This is a genomic window from Candidatus Kuenenia stuttgartiensis (assembly GCF_900232105.1).
Lineage (GTDB): Bacteria > Planctomycetota > Brocadiia > Brocadiales > Brocadiaceae > Kuenenia > Kuenenia stuttgartiensis_A.
Genome location: NZ_LT934425.1, coordinates 3,565,617 through 3,581,917, shown reverse-complemented (window position 1 = coordinate 3,581,917; position 16,301 = coordinate 3,565,617). Strand labels below are relative to the sequence as shown.

The window sequence follows — 16,301 nt, the reverse complement described above, 5'->3', positions numbered from 1 at the left end:
ATGGTAGAAGTTCAGGATATTAAAAGCAGCGATGAGATAGCCTGGTGCCCCGGGTGTGGTAATTTCGGTATCCTTACTGCGGTAAAAAAATCTGTTGCCAAACTTGGCAGGGATTTGAAAGATGTCTTATTTGTTTCCGGAATAGGCCAGGCTGCAAAACTACCCCACTATATCAGATGCAACTGTTTTAACGGTCTTCATGGAAGGGCACTGCCGGTTGCCGTTGCAGCAAAAATTGCAAATCACAAATTAACAGTAGTGATTACTACCGGAGATGGTGACTGTTACGGTGAAGGTGGAAATCACTTTATTCATAATATACGAAGAAATTTAGACATAACGTTAATAGTTCACGATAACCAAATATACGGCCTTACAAAAGGGCAGGCATCACCAACAACAGATCCGGGATATCAAACAAAATTCCAACCTGAAGGGGTAATTGAAGAACCTCTTTGTCCCCTGGAAATGGCGATTGCTATTGGGGCAGGATTTGTTGCAAGGGGATATGCTGCAGATTATGAGCATCTTTCCTGGCTCATCCTTGAAGGAATAAAATATAAAGGTTTCGCTCTCATAGATGTATTGCAGCCCTGCGTATCATTTAATAAAAAGAACACCTTCGGATGGTATTCTAAAAGAATTTATAAAGTTAACGATGATGAATCATACAATCCGGAAGACAGGATGCTTGCTTTTCAGAAGTCCTGTGAATGGGGAGACAGGATCCCCATTGGTATAATTTACAGGGCAGAAAAAAAGACCTTTGAAGAAAAGACCGGGCTTTCGGAAAAGTCACCCCTCGTGGAAGAACAGATAGAAAATATAGATATAAGCGACATAGTACTGAATGATTTCACATAACTATGTGCAAAGATTAAAGCCCAAGTCCATGTTGATAAATATTCCATAGCTGCTTATGCATTTTTTTTGGTACGAAATTAAAATCTTTATATGACCACACGCTTACAGTAGATTGGATAAGCCCCATAAAAGCCATAGCAGATATCCTGGGATTGATGTCCTTTTTTATTAATCCCAATTTTACGCCGCTTAAAAGCAGTTTCTCTATTTTCCGCAGGTACTTCTGGATAAGCGCTAATATCTTTTTGCGTATGATTGGATCGCTAAACTGCATGGCTCCCATAATAACAACAAAGGAAGTCTTCCGACGATTTTTGGCTAAAGTAAGTTGTGCAAGTAAAATATTATTTAAATTTTGAATGGGGTTTTCATCCGTCATTGCATTGTCAACAGTATCCATAAGGGCTTCTTCTACATTATCTATCAATAAGCGCAGTATATCCCTTTTACTCTTAAAATGCCGGTAAATAGCCCCTTTGGTGGTTCCCATTTCTCCAGCTATTTCGCTTATGGTAACATGTTCAATCCCTTTAGAAGAAATAATAGCCCGAATAATGTCTACAATCTGCTGTCTCCTGATCTTCGTAGATTTTCTTACTTGCACACAATACCCCTCTTCTGTATATGAATTACAACAGGACTCTATAACTTCTCTACGGTTCTATGTAAAAATAAAAATATACAAGATTGAAAATGAAACTTAATTTTTAAGGTAAGGGCTTATACTATACTAAAGATGCCCATAAAATATGAATTTTAAATTGAAAATAGGGTAGCATGGACAAACTTTGTTTGTCTGTGTTGAACTGCGACGACATTGTCTATAAATCACAAATTGTAAGCCTCTTGAGTATATTCATTCCCGGGCAACAATTATAGTGTTTCTTAAGCATGCTGACGATGAGAATGTAATGCGGTGACGATTCAGTGGATTAAACGTTTTACAAGAAGTTTAATCGGCAGCCAGTTCGTCATGCTGAATGGAGTAATCATATAGGAGTGGCCAAGCGAAGCAGACCCATTAATAAACCGTCCTTTTTTTCTTCTCTCGGTAATGAATTTCATAGTTTGCCAATCGTACTACTTAAATTTAAAATTCTTTTCTGAATGGCAGCATAGCTGCACAATCTTTGTAGCTCATTTAAAATTTTTTCAGGTCAAGTTGCCAAAGGTATAAAGCATCTTACACACCAATAGCTATACTAATAATTGAAATAATATTAATAACCGGTGTTAGAAAATCCAGGATAGCGGCGCCCATATACAAATCATATCTATCAATAAATCCAAACATATTGGTTGCAAAGAGGAATCGTATAAAAAAGAAGGCATAAAGGGTAAGAAAAGCATACTTGCCTAAGGAAAGATACCTGCAATATACCGTAACGAATATGAAAACCGAACCTAATTTAACAAAATCGTTTAAAATATTTAAGATAATTGGAATTACATGATGTTTATGAGCGGCGAAAGAGATATGATGCATTGAAACACTAACGTCTTCCTCTTCTTCCAAAAATACTTCAAGTACCTCAGACAAGAAATATTTTGAGAGAAAATACAATCCAAACCCGATGATACTTACATAAAAAAGGCCTTTTACCCATTTTATTAACTGCTCCACAGCTTGTTTATCCTGGCAGGTCAATCCTGATGAAACATCAGAGATTCCATCTGCTACTCTTTTTACTGAATCAGACGCGATAAAAAGATATGCGAAAGCAAAGACTATTGCCATCACAATATCACCAAACATATCGGGCAGATTCGGCACATGTGCCTCATATTCGCGTCCGTGATTTCCTGCCCGAAGAAATTCGAAATAGATAAGGCCGTGAATTAAATTTCCTACTAAGAAACTTAGATTAACACCAATAAATACTAACCGTGCACCGACCTTTAAATCCTTTATTGCAGATTGCGTCAGCTTATTCTGACCTATATAATTTTCGATAATAGCCATAGGTATTCTTCTTTATTTAAATGCCATTAAATAAATTTTTAGCGTCTTTATGTACCGGCACCAGCCTTCAATATTACCCCACTGCCTCTTTGCGCTTCTCGCCCTCATTACATTGCAGTTGCTACTTTTCTGTGTGCATTTACCAGGGTTTTTTTCTCCATAAAAGAAAGGCACATAAGACAAACGAGGGATACAAATATATACCCGAGAGCATAATTCTCGGTGTAATCTTTAATTGTGCCTAAAATTATAGGAAGAAAAAAGCCTCCGAGACCCCCTGCTGCCCCTACAAGGCCACCCACAGCCCCGGTATCTTTTGGATAATATTCTGCTACCAACTTGTATACGACACCATTGCCAATACCCAGACAAGTGCCCATAATGTAAAACACCGCGAGTGCGGTTGTTAATGATAAGTTGAAATTTAAGAATACCGCTATAAAAAGTACGGCTACTGTAAGCAGTACCATTATTTTTCTTCCATCGAACTTATCGCCCAGGTAACCACCCAAGATTCGGGTAAATGATGAGAGAAATACAAATATAGAGGTGAAGCTACCGGCCTTTACCGGTGAAATATGATAAAAGTCATATAAATACGTCGGCAACCATACTGAAAAGCATACGAAGAATCCAAAGTACATGAAGTAAAAAAAGCAAAAGATCCAGGCCAATCTGGAAGATTTATAAAGTTTCAGTTTGTCACCCAGGGTTGAAACCTTTAAATTGGCAGGTTTTGGGGCATTGGATGTAAAAAACCAGTAGATAAATGCCATGAGAAGTAACGGAAATGAATAAATAATAAATACCTTACTCCAACCCAAAGATTCCGCGATAAATGGCGCTCCAAATGCAGCAAGGGCAGTACCCGCATTTCCCACGCCATAAACGCCTAATGCAAAGCCTTGTTTTTTCTTTGGATACCATTCTGAAACATGCGGAATTCCAACAGCAAAGGAAGATCCTATTAAACCGAAAAAGAATCCGCACGCTAACAAAGAACCATAACTACGGGCAAAACCGGTAAAAAACAGAGATACGAATCCAAACAGAAGCATAATCGTAAAAACGAGTCTTCCGCCATACTTATCTGTCACAATACCCATAGGAATCTTTGCAAGGGAACCAAGTAATACCGGCGTAGCAAGTAATATTCCTACCATTGTGGAAGACAGATTAAATTCTCTCTGAAAATATATTGCTAAAGGTGCAAATAATGTCCAACCGGCAAAGCATAGCGCAAATGCCAAGGTTGCAAGTATCATTACCCTTGTATTGCCATTTGGCGTTTGTATTTGTTCATTCGCTGACATATTCATATTCATAAAAAATTTCCTGATTAATTACTATTTACCGTCTTGATTAATTTAATTGTGTTTTGTTCAATAATATTTAAAAATAATTACATTTCAAACAATTATTAACATGCGTGCTGTACTGACACGAAAAAAGTCCTCAGTCCTCAATCTGCAATTTGCCGACAGTAGATTGCCGATTGCCAACTGTGCATAAGGTACTATCATATTTTGTCCTTTCTAAACGATAATTGTTTTTAAGCAAATTATCAATCTTAATTAAACTCAATACTGTGTATTTCAACTGCATTTCTGATAAAAAGTATTGCATGTATTTTTTGGTCATTTACATAAGTAACCGATAATATACTTGAATATAATAACTAAGGAAACTGCATATGTCAATAAATAAGTATACAATTGTTTACCTATTATAAACCTGCAATAACGTGAATGAGAACATATTGCCAAATAAAACTTTTAAAAAGCTAAAACGCTGAATTATGGATAAGACTTTGGTGGTTTGAAAAAACCGCTCGTTCCCAAGCTCCGCAGACCGGGTCAAATAAGCAATTTTACGTTATTTCGTGGGTATAATTCCCCACTTTGTTACTAAAAAGCGGCAAAATAGGCGCAAAAACAGGAGTTTATAGCAATTCATCCCCACTTCCTTGACAACAAAGTTCATTTGACCCGGTCTGTGATTTTCGGGAATGTAATAGCACTGAAAACTAACATTCGTGGGTTCACTCATTAGAAGGCTTTTGTCAAGGACAAAAGCCTTCTAATGAGTGAACCTACCGGGAGTCGTGTAATGTTTACGCGGAATAGCAACCTTTATCTTTTCCTTTCGCCGCCTGCTTTCTTAGATAAAATGTTTCGATCAAGCATCTTCTCAAATCTTTTTGTAAACCATTTTGCCTCTAAACTGACATAGCCAGAAGCAAACAGGCACAAAGCACGAAATACGAAAGATGCGTTCATTTAGAATTTCAAATCATTTTGTCATTAGAATTTGTTTGGTCATTGGTCAATTCTAAGATTGTAACGAATTTTTTAATCTGTGTTATCTGTGGTTACGCCTGAACGTCCTGCCGGTGCATTCTCTGCAAGGCCAGCCTGAACGAAAAGTTGGAGGGAAGCTTGGAGTGAGGCTGGGTGAGGATAAAGCGCCTAAACTTCAAACAAAATTTAAGGTTTCCATGATACGATTTCAAGGGCAAGAACAAGGGTTTAAGCATGAAGTCACTGGATAAACCCAAGAGCCCTATCTTAGGAAACGAAGGGACACCATCAGAGATATCACCAAACGCTCACAAGGCGTTAATAAGGGATATACTAACTTAATGCATGATATGCGTCCTTTTCTCTGAATTAGAGCAACTCTATCGTGGTCGCTAACTACGAGAAAGATGTGTGGTTTAAAAGGGAACATGCCAGTGTCGCATGTATCTGGGAAGGAATTAATTTTGGGAACTACGGCCACCAGCCTACGAGCTTCTGCAGGTCGGTTTCTTACCAGACAATACAATTGCATTGCAAACACAATCGCCACATAATGGTTTTATAAGTATTGCAATATCAATCTTTTAATGAATCATTAACGGAACGTAATACCTCCTCTAATTCGAAAGGCTCCTTGATAACAAAATCTGCGTTCATTTCTTTGCCTGGCAATGAATTTGACGCATTAAGGTATCCTGTAATTACGCCAATCACTGGTTTTCCGGCCATAGTATTTATTGCATTCACAATAGCCCACCCTGATATATCCGGCAGTCCAAGGTACACAGCACGAGATCAAATTCATCCTTTTTTAGAAGCGCTAACGCCTTAGCGCCATTATCTACAAAAACAACGTTATAGCCTTCTCCCGTAAGGAATCTGCTCAATTTTGTTCCTTGAGTTACCTCATTATCTACGATAAGTATGCGGTTTCACCCGCCCTTTTTATCTGACATCCCTTTGCCAGGCGCATAATTCTTCGTTATACCTTGCGACCCTTTCACTATGGGAAAGCTTAGAATAAAGGTACTGCCCTTTCCCTTTTTACTTTGCACCGTTATTTTGCCTCCATGCCGGTTGACAGTCCCATAAACAATACTCATTCCCAACCCCATGCCATATTCCTTGGTGGTAAAAAAAGGGTCAAAGATTTTTGTCTGCGTTTCTTCGTCCATGCCAATGCCTGTATCTGAAATCTCTAAAACGACGCTTCCGTTTTCTTCCCTTGTAGAAAAGGAAAGCGTTCCTCCCTCTGGCATGGAGTCAAGGGCATTATAGATGATGTTAATCAATACTTCCCGCAACCCCAAAGGATTGCCATTTATGCATGAAACGTGTTTAACGCCGTCCAAATTTATGGTATAGGTAATTCCTTTTCTCTCTGAGTGTTCCTTACATTTTGGGCAAATTAAATCAATTGTATTTTTTATCTCTTCCCGTAAGTCAATTGCTACAAACCCTTCACGATCTTCCTTCTCCGTAGTAAATTTATTCATACGGCGGACAATTTCAGCGCCATCCTTGATTGAACTTTGAATTAAACGTAATTCATTAAGTAATTTTTTTCTGCCTTTATTTTCCTGCATTAACATCTGTATCTTTCCGTCTATGATTGCAAGCATGTTGTTTAACTCATGCGCAATCCCTGTTGTCATAACACCTATTGCCTGTAATTTCTGCGCATGCAGCAGTTCTTGTTCCATCCGCTTGCGTTGTTGGGTGACGTCAAGCCCGTAAATATTAACATAACCTTTCTCTTTCACTGGCGTAAACGTAAAAGAATACACATGGAGGGTAAATTCGCCGTAAAACGTTATAGTTCTGCCATTGTGCAGGGCGTTATCAACCATTTTCAACCATGGTTCAGGAAGTATTTGATATACATGGCAGCCCAACAAATTCAATATGTGAGAACCGGCATTATTGGTATATAAAATTATTCCCTCACTTGATACCCGCAACACCGGATTAGTGTCCTCACTGTGGAACTTTAACAAACTATTTAATTTTATTTCCAAATCTTTGTAGTCAGAAATATCTGCTATAGTGACAAGATATTGAATGATGTTTCCCTCTGCATACTCAACCGCAACGCTTTAAGGCTGTGCATTAAACGATTGATCTCCTTTAAGCATTCTCCGTTCACAGGTTTCCTTGTTTCCCATTTCAGACGCCCTTGTATAATGCATCTGTATCCTCCTTTACGATGTATTTCGATAGAGGTTTATTTGTTAACGAATGCGGCTCTATGCCCAGCATGAAAGCTCTTGCAAAGTTTGCCGCCAGAATGAACCCTTTCTCATTAAGAATAAGGTATCCAACAGAGACAGATAAGATCGTAAGGGTTGAAATGTTTTTGTCTTGATTCTTTAAGCAGTGCGTGGGAGTAACGAAATTCTTCCTCCTGCATTTCAAACCCAACCCATAATAGGTAATTTGGCATGTTTATGTTTTGATTTATATTTAAAATATTTCTCGCTGAATAGTTACAATTCATCTTCTATTAAGCGAACCTGATAGGACAGGGCATTACCCAACAAAATATCACTCTTCCGTTTACACGTTGTTTATTTCTCTGCGGATAATGCCCTCCCCTACACGACTGATGGCACGGACAAACCCTGTTTGTCCATGCCATCCTGAAAATCCAGCAAATAAATGCAAGCCACTGGCGCTATTGGGAAACATCCGCCCGCTACTTCGCAAAGCGATATGCTATAAATGTTTTCTTTCGCCAATTGTTTTCATATGTCACCAATTTAGCCCAACGTCAGCTTACATAACAATGAATACTCCTGTATGACGAACGTATCAATTGTTTACTGCTTATTAGTCCTCGCAGGTGCAATCATCTTTCTTTTTTCCGCATTTTTCGCAGACATCCTCATTGGAAACGACAGCACTAACATATGAGGCACTACTTGTTTTATAACTACCCATCAGCTCGTCAGTCTTTTTCTCAATGTCTTTCCCTTCCTCTTCTGCGATTACGGGGCTAATGAATGCTGTGTTTAATCCAAAATAACTAAACATTAACGCCCCTGAAATAACAACACCAATACCTATCTTCTTAAACATTTCGCCATCCTCCTTCAATTTGCATCTTTTTTAACAATCTTCCGGGAACACTCCCGAAACAGACTTTTTTCTCAACGCAATACCTACGCAATGCCTTTGCCATTGAAAATTAAAACAATACAATTTTTTTATACTAGTAGTAATAAATTTATAACCTTCAAAGATAAAAGTAGTTATGCCTGATGAAATTAACAACGGCATGAGAAGTAGTGATAAAAACAAGTCCGGGCAATTTACAAATATTGTATGCAAATCAATACACCGTATAGTAGATATTTCATAAACTATTAATGCTTAGAGTTGTTATGCTTGTTTTCCACTGTATGCAAATACATACAGCAGATTCTCGTATTAAATTTAGTATTACATAAGGGATGTGATGCGGCGGTATCACTAATTAATTCATATAGTGAGTACATATTGCGATGTGCTAAGAAATATGTGCGCTTTCACACTATGGATTAACGCGATGATTTAAATGATGGTGAAAAAAAGAGTGAAGACTTTCTCACCTGTATTGCGGTAAATAAAAACGCGGCTTAATCAACCAGGAACCCGGCTGAATGTTTCTTTTAACCTTGGACGGTTCCAGAGACATAACACTACGTACTGCGATTATTCTGGAAGGGGTGCATTCCCGATTTTTTGCAAATATTCGCACCTACCTGTTGGCTAACAGGTATTGTATCGCAAACATCTTGTTTGATTAACCCTGACAGGGTTTGGAACCCTGTCAGGGTTGTTTCTGTCATTTTCAAGCGGTAAAAGACAGGTTTGAAACCTGTCTCTACGTTACTGTTAACCCCTACTGATTGTTTTTTTGCAAAAAATCGGGAATGCACCCGTATTATTCTTCAGATGCCTCCAAAGCGCTTAATTCCAACCCCTCAATCTCCTGCAACGTCTTCCCAGCAATACCCTGCAGGTCGCCGTACATGCCAACGGTAGACTGCATCACGCGCCCGATCTGTTCCTCGCGCTTGGCCCATTGCTTCGTAATGATCTTCTTCTCTTTGTCGAGGTCTTCCTGCATGGAGGAGAACGCCTCAACGATGGCCTGTACACGCTGTCGGAATCTAGGGCCGGTGAGGTACCTGTAGACCATTTCCATCTTGGTTTGCTGCCCTTCCATAGTCTGCCTGGCTGATGAGACCTCGATGAGGGTGTGGCGGAGCGTGACAGCTACGGGAATTGCTGCCCTGGGATGCGTTACCCATACGCCGTCAATCAATTCGAATGTCGCCGCGCCCTTCGGGAGCGCCTGGCTGACGATTACGGCAATCTCTGCCTTTGCTGCCCGCTGGTCTTCACGAAGCTTGATAAGCCAGCCGTCGCTCCAGCTCTTTGTCCTTTTGGACTCCCACAAGATAGTACCGCAGGATTGGCCGAGATGGCCAATGACCCGATGCAACACATCGCCGCCATGCTCGCCCTTCGGAACGGGTTCTATCGTATCGCGCGGGAATTTCGAGATCAATAGCGCTTCAAGCTCAAGCTCCTGGACTTCTCCCTGAAGTTGCTGTGACCCCTGATCGGCCTTGCGCTTAAGTTCTTCTATCTGCTTTTGCATTGAAGCAATAGTCTGCTCTTTCTCCAACACCTTGAATTTAAGTTGGTCTTCAGCCTCTTTGTGCGCTTGTTCACGTACCGTGGCAAGCCCTTCCTGTATGCGCTTCTCCACCGTCAAGTCAAATTCGCGTTTTTCGTCATCGAGTTCCCGCTGCCTTCTCAAGACTTCAGCCTGCGCCTTCTGCGCCTCGGCAAGTTTCTCGTCCCTCTGTTTGAGCACTTCCTGAAGATCGGCAAGTTCCTTTCGTTTTTGCTCAAAGTCGGCAGCAAGTGCAAGCTTGGCCTTCCTGGATTCTTCAGCAACTATCCTGTCGCGCTCCTGACGCAGTTTCTCTGCGACCTGTCCGTCAATAGCCTCTTTTGCCCTGACAATCTCTTTTTCACGCTCACAAAGCAAGGTTTCGCGTTTGGCGATGTCAGCGTCTTTCTGTGCCAGACGTTGCTCATACTCGCGACGGGCGGACTCGACGATCGGCGCCGCAAGCGATTCTGTCAGCTTAATCGCAGTCTGGCATTTCGGACAAGTAATCATTGGCTCTGTCACACATCTCTCCTTGATAATATCAACAAACCGGTTCAAACTATGCCTCTCGCCAGCGGGGGACAGACTTGCCACGTCTCTTGCAGCTTTCATGCCCTTGTGGGGCTGATTCTTCAAACGTCAACTCTGGCTGCATTCCCGGTTTTTTGTGATTTCTGCCATGTTTTAATGAAACGTACAGTAGTATTAATCCCTGGCAATGTTGTTTTGCCCCAATCACATAATCGGTTACAAAAAATCGGGAATGCTCCCCCTGACACTCATCTGAGGATTTCGAGTTTGAAATGCAAATGCTTCGTCCCTACACCCTGGTTTTATGTATTTTGTTATTGTTGGAATTTTTCAAAAAACTAAAATGGTACAAAAACCGGCTTCCAGGCGAGCAACGCAATCCGTAGCCGGTGTTTGGCGGTAATGTTTACGCTGGATAGTTACCTTTTTTTGAATGTTTTTGATTTTCGTTATCCTCATATTGAAAATCTATAAATGTAACTTTATCTTCCAACACACAACCCTTCTGCAGAGGCTGGCATGGTTTCTTTAACCGGATACATTCATTATTTTTTTGGTGAGGACACGTCCAACTCATTTTTTCTGCAACTCCAAATGCGCGTGCGCATGTACATATTGTACCTACCACGCGAATAACTTTAACCTCTTTTAAAATACAAAGCAGATACGAATTATCTATCCCTTTAAAGTATCTGCTGAATATGTTCTAATACAACTTCTAAATCAAATGGCTTATTGATGATAAAATTTGCTTTTATTTTATTATCTGGAAAAGTATCCGCGGTATTCAGGAATCCGGTAATTATACCGACCTTTGGTTTTTCTTGTAACATTTCTACTGCATTCATTATATCCCATCCCGAAACCCCCGGCATCCCAAGATCACAAAGGACAATGTCATATTTGTATTGTTTTAATTTATCTAATGCATCTGCACCATTATTACAATATTCAACAACATACCCTCCCTCTGTAAGAAAATTGCACAACACCTTTCCTATAACCAATTCATCCTCAATCACCAATATCTTATTTCCCCCACCATACTCCAACACCGCATCGCTGACTGTGTTCGCATCATCAAGCACCAATACATTATCTTCCATCATCCCTTTTTTTGTCCCGATTATTTGTGCTTCTTCTACCGTATAAACCTCTTTTTTTGATGGAAACGATAATAGGAAAACACTTCCCATTCCAACCGTGCTGGAAACGTGTATCACACCCCCATGTCTTTTAACAATCCCATAAACAACACTCAAACCTAAGCCTGTGCCCTTTTCCTTGCTCGTGAAGAAAGGATCAAAGATTTTCGATATCACCTCTTCAGTCATACCGGCCCCCGTATCGGAAATACTCAAATTTACGTTATCTTCATCCTCCCAGATATTAAAACAAAGGGTACCTCCTTTGGGCATGGCATCCAATGCATTAGTGATAATATTCAATACTACTTCCCGTAATTCTGAAGGATTGCCTTTTATATCCCTGACTTTTTTAAGTCCATCAGTGTTTATGCGATACTTTATCCCTGTCCCCTGAGCCATATCCTGCCACCTGGGACTGAGGAATCTCACAACATGCCTTGTCAGTTCAGCCAGATCAACCGGCACATAACCGGGGGAATCTTCGTTCTTTTTGGTAAATTCATTTAATCTTCTAACAATCTCAGCCCCGTCTTTTACGTATTTGTGAACTATCTTAAGAGAGTCCAGCAGCATCTTCCGGCCTTTATTCTGTCTCATTAACATCTGTATATTGCCGTCAATAGCCGCAAGGATATTATTCACCTCATGTGCAACACCGGAAGTAATTGTTCCGAGGGCCTGCATTTTTTTCGAATGTAAAAGCTCTTTCTCCATGCGTTTTCGTGCAGTAATATCCTGAAAAGTAACAACCGCTCCGATATTTTTATTATTTTTATATATCGGGTATGACCGATACTCTACAGGGAAAAACGATCCATCGGCACGCCATGCAATATCATCAATGACGTGAATACTTTCGCCTTTCTGGTACGCCTGAAAAACATTACATTCCTCAATGGGATACGGCATGCCGTCCCGGTGGGTATGATGAATCATTTTATGCATTTGATTTCCTATAAGCTGATGCGGGGTCTCATATCCAAGCAATTTAACGCAAGCAGTATTTGCAAACGTGCATATGCCCTGCTCGTCTATACCATAAATACCTTCCCCTGTGGAGTTAAGTAACAGTTGGATTTTTTCATTACTTTCCTCAAGCGCAGCTATCGCCTTCTTACGTTCAGTAAGGTCTTCCACCGTTATCATGTAAAAATCAGGTTCCTCTCCTGTTTGCCAAAAGGGCGATACCGTCATGTTCACCCACACAGTATCCCCATTCTCGTGAAAAAACCACACTTCCATAATAAATTCATGAATCGTACCGTCAATTAATTTTTGTTTGTTTACTAAAACTGCCTGCCGGTCATCAGGATGGACAAGCGGTGCGTTACTCATAATTTCATTGTATTTTTTATTAACTAAAATATAATTGCCAGTCTTTACTTCCTGAAGCGCAAAACCCACTGCAGCCTGATCAAACATTACGCGAAAACGCTTTTCACTTTCCTGCAGGGCGGATTCAGTCTTTTTCCGTTCTTGCGATTCCATTGCCAGTTCAATATGCTGTTTTCCCAGCCTTTCAGCATATTCCCCGGCATCCTGTTTGAGAAGTGCATTCATTTTTTTAAGTTCTATCTCCATTTCCTTGCGCTGTGTAATATCCGTCGAAATCCCGCACACCCCGTAAGGGACGTCATTTGAAGCATATAACGGAAATTTTATTGATAGATAGGTGTGAGGGACGTCATCATGGAGAACAATTTCTTCAAATTCCATAGGAGTTTTCGACTCAAGCACTTTTTGATCGGTCTTATGTAATGCCTCCGCCATCTCCCGTGGGAATATATCGTAAACTGTTTTCCCTTTTATCGTATCCCCGGTAATGTGAAACACCTTTTCATATTGCTTATTAATAAACAGGTGCTTACCCTCAATATCTTTTATGTAAATGCACGCTGCGGCATTATCAAACACTGCTTGTAATTGACTCTGACTTTGTTGCAGTTCGTTTTCCGCCTGAAGCCGTTTAATGATTTCATCTTCCAGGCTTTTGTTTGCCCTTTTCAAGTCCTCTGTCACCTCAATCATGCACTCATTTGTCATATCCAGTTCAGCCTGGATGGCGGCAGACATTTCTCTTTCAATAAGGTATTTCTTGTGGTAATCAATACTATTTTTATGAAACTGTTTGGTGTTTATGCCTGATTCATCATTATTAATGCTTATTCCATTTGAATTCGGTGCGTGCAGGCTATTTTTAAATATATTGCCCTCTATTTCAAACGGCAGCATAATCTGCTTTATCGCGGGATTGATGGCGAGAAATGATTTTGCGGTATTTTTACGAATTAACTCTTTGGAAAAGATGATAATCGCATAGACATTGCCTGAAGAAAATTTTCCACCAAACCCGACAACTGATTTTATGGAATGGGTATTCACAAAATTTGTTTGATCCGGAATTGACATCATGTCTCCCGCATCTTCAATACAATATAACCCATAATTTTTATGTTGGTCATTTTTGAGGAAATCTATTCCCGCATTTACTTCACAAAGAGGATATTCTCCTATTTGCGTTAAAAGCGCAGCGATCATAGGATATTTGTGAGACAATTGCGGTTCATCCATGGGAAAGGCAATATGATTTCCGGATTTTTTTCTATCACACCATGCATCCAAATCGCCGCATGTCCCTAATAAAGTCAAATACCTGCTTTGTGAAACTATTGATTTCGTTGTTACCTTGTTTTGTATATATGACTGAACATCATCCGGAAGTTCCTGGTAAAAACATGATTTAAAAACGTGTACTAATGCAAAAGAACTGCTTCCGTTACCGGTAACAAATGAATTGTAAAAAAGCTTTGTTGCCTCCTGAACCGATTCTTCCATAAACGCATGTCCACTACATTTATCTTTAATGTTTTTGGAGAATTTCGTTATTTCAACTGCCGATAATTGGCTGAGATTTATATGCATACAATTGCCCTCGTAATACTATATGGTGACGTATTTTCTATGAAAACTATTTCGGTTTGGAAGATGTTTGCATAATGATTTGTAATCCTTTCATATATTTCTTTTAAATCAACCGTTGTATTCAATAGGCTTTGCAGGGATGCGACCTTTATCCCGTCAATTCCGCATGGGGTTATATATTCAAAAGGAGACAGGTCATTATTAACATTGAGTGAAAAACCATGCATCGTATAACCCGTGGCAATCCTGACGCCTATAAAACCTATCTTGGCATTATCTGCCCAAACGCCGGTATATTCTTTTCTCCTGTCTACGGTTATCCCATAATCAGATACTACTTGTATCATTACCTCTTCAAGCATTCTCAGATATTCATAATAATCATTCGTATAAGAACGCATTTTTAAGATAGGATACCCTACTACCTGTCCAGGTCCGTGATACGTGGCAAGACCGCCCCTGTCTGTTTTGTAAACAGCAATGCCGATTTTCTCATAGCACATTTTATTTGAAATAAGATTTGATTCTTTATATCTGCGGCCATAGGTGAAGGTAGGAGGATGCTGGAGAAGGAGCAGGCAATCTTCTATTTTTCCAGAGGTCCTTAGCTCTAACAGCGTTTTTTGCAACTCCCAGGCTTCACCATACTCCACCATATCCGCCAGGAGGATTAGGCTTTTTCTGTTCATATAGAGATTCTCCCCACGTCTCCAATATATCTTTTACCTTATGAAGAAATGCATCGGCATGCGCACCATCCATTACCCGATGGTCAAAAGAAAGACTCAGATATACCATTGACCGGACGGCAATGGCGTCAGCATCACCGAGAATAACCGGCCTTTTTACCACAGCCCCAACGCCTAGTATTGCAGACTGGGGTTGCAATATCAAGGGAGTCCCAAACAGGCTGCCATTGACGCCGTAATTTGTAATAGTGAATGTCCCGCCCCGGACGTCATCCGGTTTCAATTTTTTTGAGCGGGCATTTACTGCTATTTCCTGAATTTCCCGTGCTAATTGAAACATATCTTTTTTATCCGCATCCTTAATAACGGGAACAACCAGCCCATCCTCAAGGGCAACGGCAATGCCCAGATTAATATAATTCTTCTGCAAAATGCCGTTATCCGTCCACGATGAATTCAAGGCGACATGTTCTTTTAAAGCCTGTACGACTGCAAATGCAATAAAAGGGAGATAGGTAAGATGTATGCCTTCCCTTTTCATCGCTTCTCTATTCAGTTCGCGATATTTTGTCACAGGCGTCATATCCACTTCAAATACAGTAGTTACAAGCGCCGCTGTTTGTCTGCTTAGCGCCATCCTTTCCGCCGTTATTTTGCGTTTTGGATGCAACGGAATAAGCGTCTCACGCTCCGCTTCTTTGACAATTTTTTCTTTTGAAGCAGTAATCTCCCGCTTTGAAGAGATATATTCCATTATATCCTTTTTGGTTACCCTGCCAAATTCGCCCGAACCTTTTATTTCCGTCAAACTGACGTTATATTCCTTTGCCAGTTTTTTTACTAAAGGAGAATATCTTTTTTCATGCATTTCACGTTCACCGACAATTGCCGCCGTTTCAGATATTTCAATCCTCTCTTTCTCTTCCTGCTCCTTCTTCACTGTTCCGGCCTGCGCCTTTATTTCGCCCTCTTCAATTTGAGCAATAACGGTTTGAACCGCCAGGACAGCGCCTTCTTTGTAAAGAATCTTCTTTATGATACCGGCAGACGGCGAAGGTATTTCCGTATCAATTTTATCCGTGCTGATTTCTACCAGCGGCTGTTCCTTCTCAACGTAATCACCCTCGTTAACCAGCCATTTAAGAATGGTGCCTTCCGCGACGCTTTCTCCCATTTGCGGCATGATTATATCAACGGTCATATATATTTCTCCAA

12 protein-coding genes are annotated in these 16,301 nt (G+C 40.3%); 1 reads left to right on the top strand and 11 read right to left on the bottom strand.

From position 1 onward, the window contains the following. The gene (locus tag KSMBR1_RS16675; protein WP_099326331.1) at positions 1 to 864 is read left to right on the top strand and encodes a 2-oxoacid:ferredoxin oxidoreductase subunit beta; all 864 of its coding nucleotides are present in this window, start codon (positions 1 to 3) and stop codon (positions 862 to 864) included. Between the two features lie 13 nt (positions 865 to 877). Here KSMBR1_RS16675 and KSMBR1_RS16670 read toward each other — a convergent pair whose 3' ends face one another. The 11 genes from KSMBR1_RS16670 to KSMBR1_RS16615 form a co-directional block, all read right to left on the bottom strand. Further along, positions 878 to 1,468: a TetR/AcrR family transcriptional regulator gene (locus KSMBR1_RS16670; RefSeq protein WP_099326330.1), complete on the bottom strand. Its 591-nt coding sequence runs from the start codon at positions 1,466 to 1,468 to the stop codon at positions 878 to 880. 579 nt (positions 1,469 to 2,047) lie between these two features. Beyond that, the gene (locus KSMBR1_RS16665; protein ID WP_099326329.1) at positions 2,048 to 2,827 is read right to left on the bottom strand and encodes a hypothetical protein; all 780 of its coding nucleotides are present in this window, start codon (positions 2,825 to 2,827) and stop codon (positions 2,048 to 2,050) included. Positions 2,828 to 2,934: 107 nt separating this feature from the next. Beyond that, the gene (locus tag KSMBR1_RS16660) at positions 2,935 to 4,152 is read right to left on the bottom strand and encodes an MFS transporter (protein ID WP_099326328.1); all 1,218 of its coding nucleotides are present in this window, start codon (positions 4,150 to 4,152) and stop codon (positions 2,935 to 2,937) included. A gap of 1,551 nt (positions 4,153 to 5,703) precedes the next feature. Continuing rightward, on the bottom strand, positions 5,704 to 5,874 hold the full coding sequence (locus KSMBR1_RS21220) for a hypothetical protein (protein ID WP_157820677.1): 171 nt from the start codon (positions 5,872 to 5,874) through the stop codon (positions 5,704 to 5,706). Then, positions 5,871 to 6,047, bottom strand: a complete 177-nt coding sequence (locus tag KSMBR1_RS16655) for a hypothetical protein (RefSeq protein WP_261341109.1) — start codon at positions 6,045 to 6,047, stop codon at positions 5,871 to 5,873. The genes KSMBR1_RS21220 and KSMBR1_RS16655 overlap by 4 nt, the downstream gene beginning before the upstream one ends. Before the next feature lie 12 nt (positions 6,048 to 6,059). Next, a complete protein-coding gene (locus tag KSMBR1_RS16650; RefSeq protein ID WP_099326326.1) occupies positions 6,060 to 7,091 on the bottom strand; it encodes a two-component system sensor histidine kinase NtrB in 1,032 nt (343 codons plus the stop codon). A gap of 865 nt (positions 7,092 to 7,956) precedes the next feature. Then, positions 7,957 to 8,205: a hypothetical protein gene (locus KSMBR1_RS16645; protein ID WP_099326325.1), complete on the bottom strand. Its 249-nt coding sequence runs from the start codon at positions 8,203 to 8,205 to the stop codon at positions 7,957 to 7,959. An 847-nt stretch (positions 8,206 to 9,052) separates the two neighbouring features. Further along, positions 9,053 to 10,318 carry a DUF2130 domain-containing protein gene (locus KSMBR1_RS16635; protein WP_099327101.1) on the bottom strand — a complete coding sequence of 422 codons (1,266 nt, stop codon included), beginning with the start codon at positions 10,316 to 10,318 and terminating at the stop codon, positions 9,053 to 9,055. 692 nt (positions 10,319 to 11,010) lie between these two features. Further along, positions 11,011 to 14,397, bottom strand: a complete 3,387-nt coding sequence (locus tag KSMBR1_RS16625; RefSeq protein WP_099326322.1) for a PAS domain-containing hybrid sensor histidine kinase/response regulator — start codon at positions 14,395 to 14,397, stop codon at positions 11,011 to 11,013. Then, positions 14,388 to 15,086: a lipoyl(octanoyl) transferase LipB gene (lipB, locus tag KSMBR1_RS16620; protein WP_099326321.1), complete on the bottom strand. Its 699-nt coding sequence runs from the start codon at positions 15,084 to 15,086 to the stop codon at positions 14,388 to 14,390. Before lipB ends, KSMBR1_RS16625 begins: the two co-directional genes overlap by 10 nt. Next, positions 15,037 to 16,287: a dihydrolipoamide acetyltransferase family protein gene (locus tag KSMBR1_RS16615; protein ID WP_099326320.1), complete on the bottom strand. Its 1,251-nt coding sequence runs from the start codon at positions 16,285 to 16,287 to the stop codon at positions 15,037 to 15,039. The genes lipB and KSMBR1_RS16615 overlap by 50 nt, the downstream gene beginning before the upstream one ends. Positions 16,288 to 16,301: the final 14 nt, after the last annotated feature.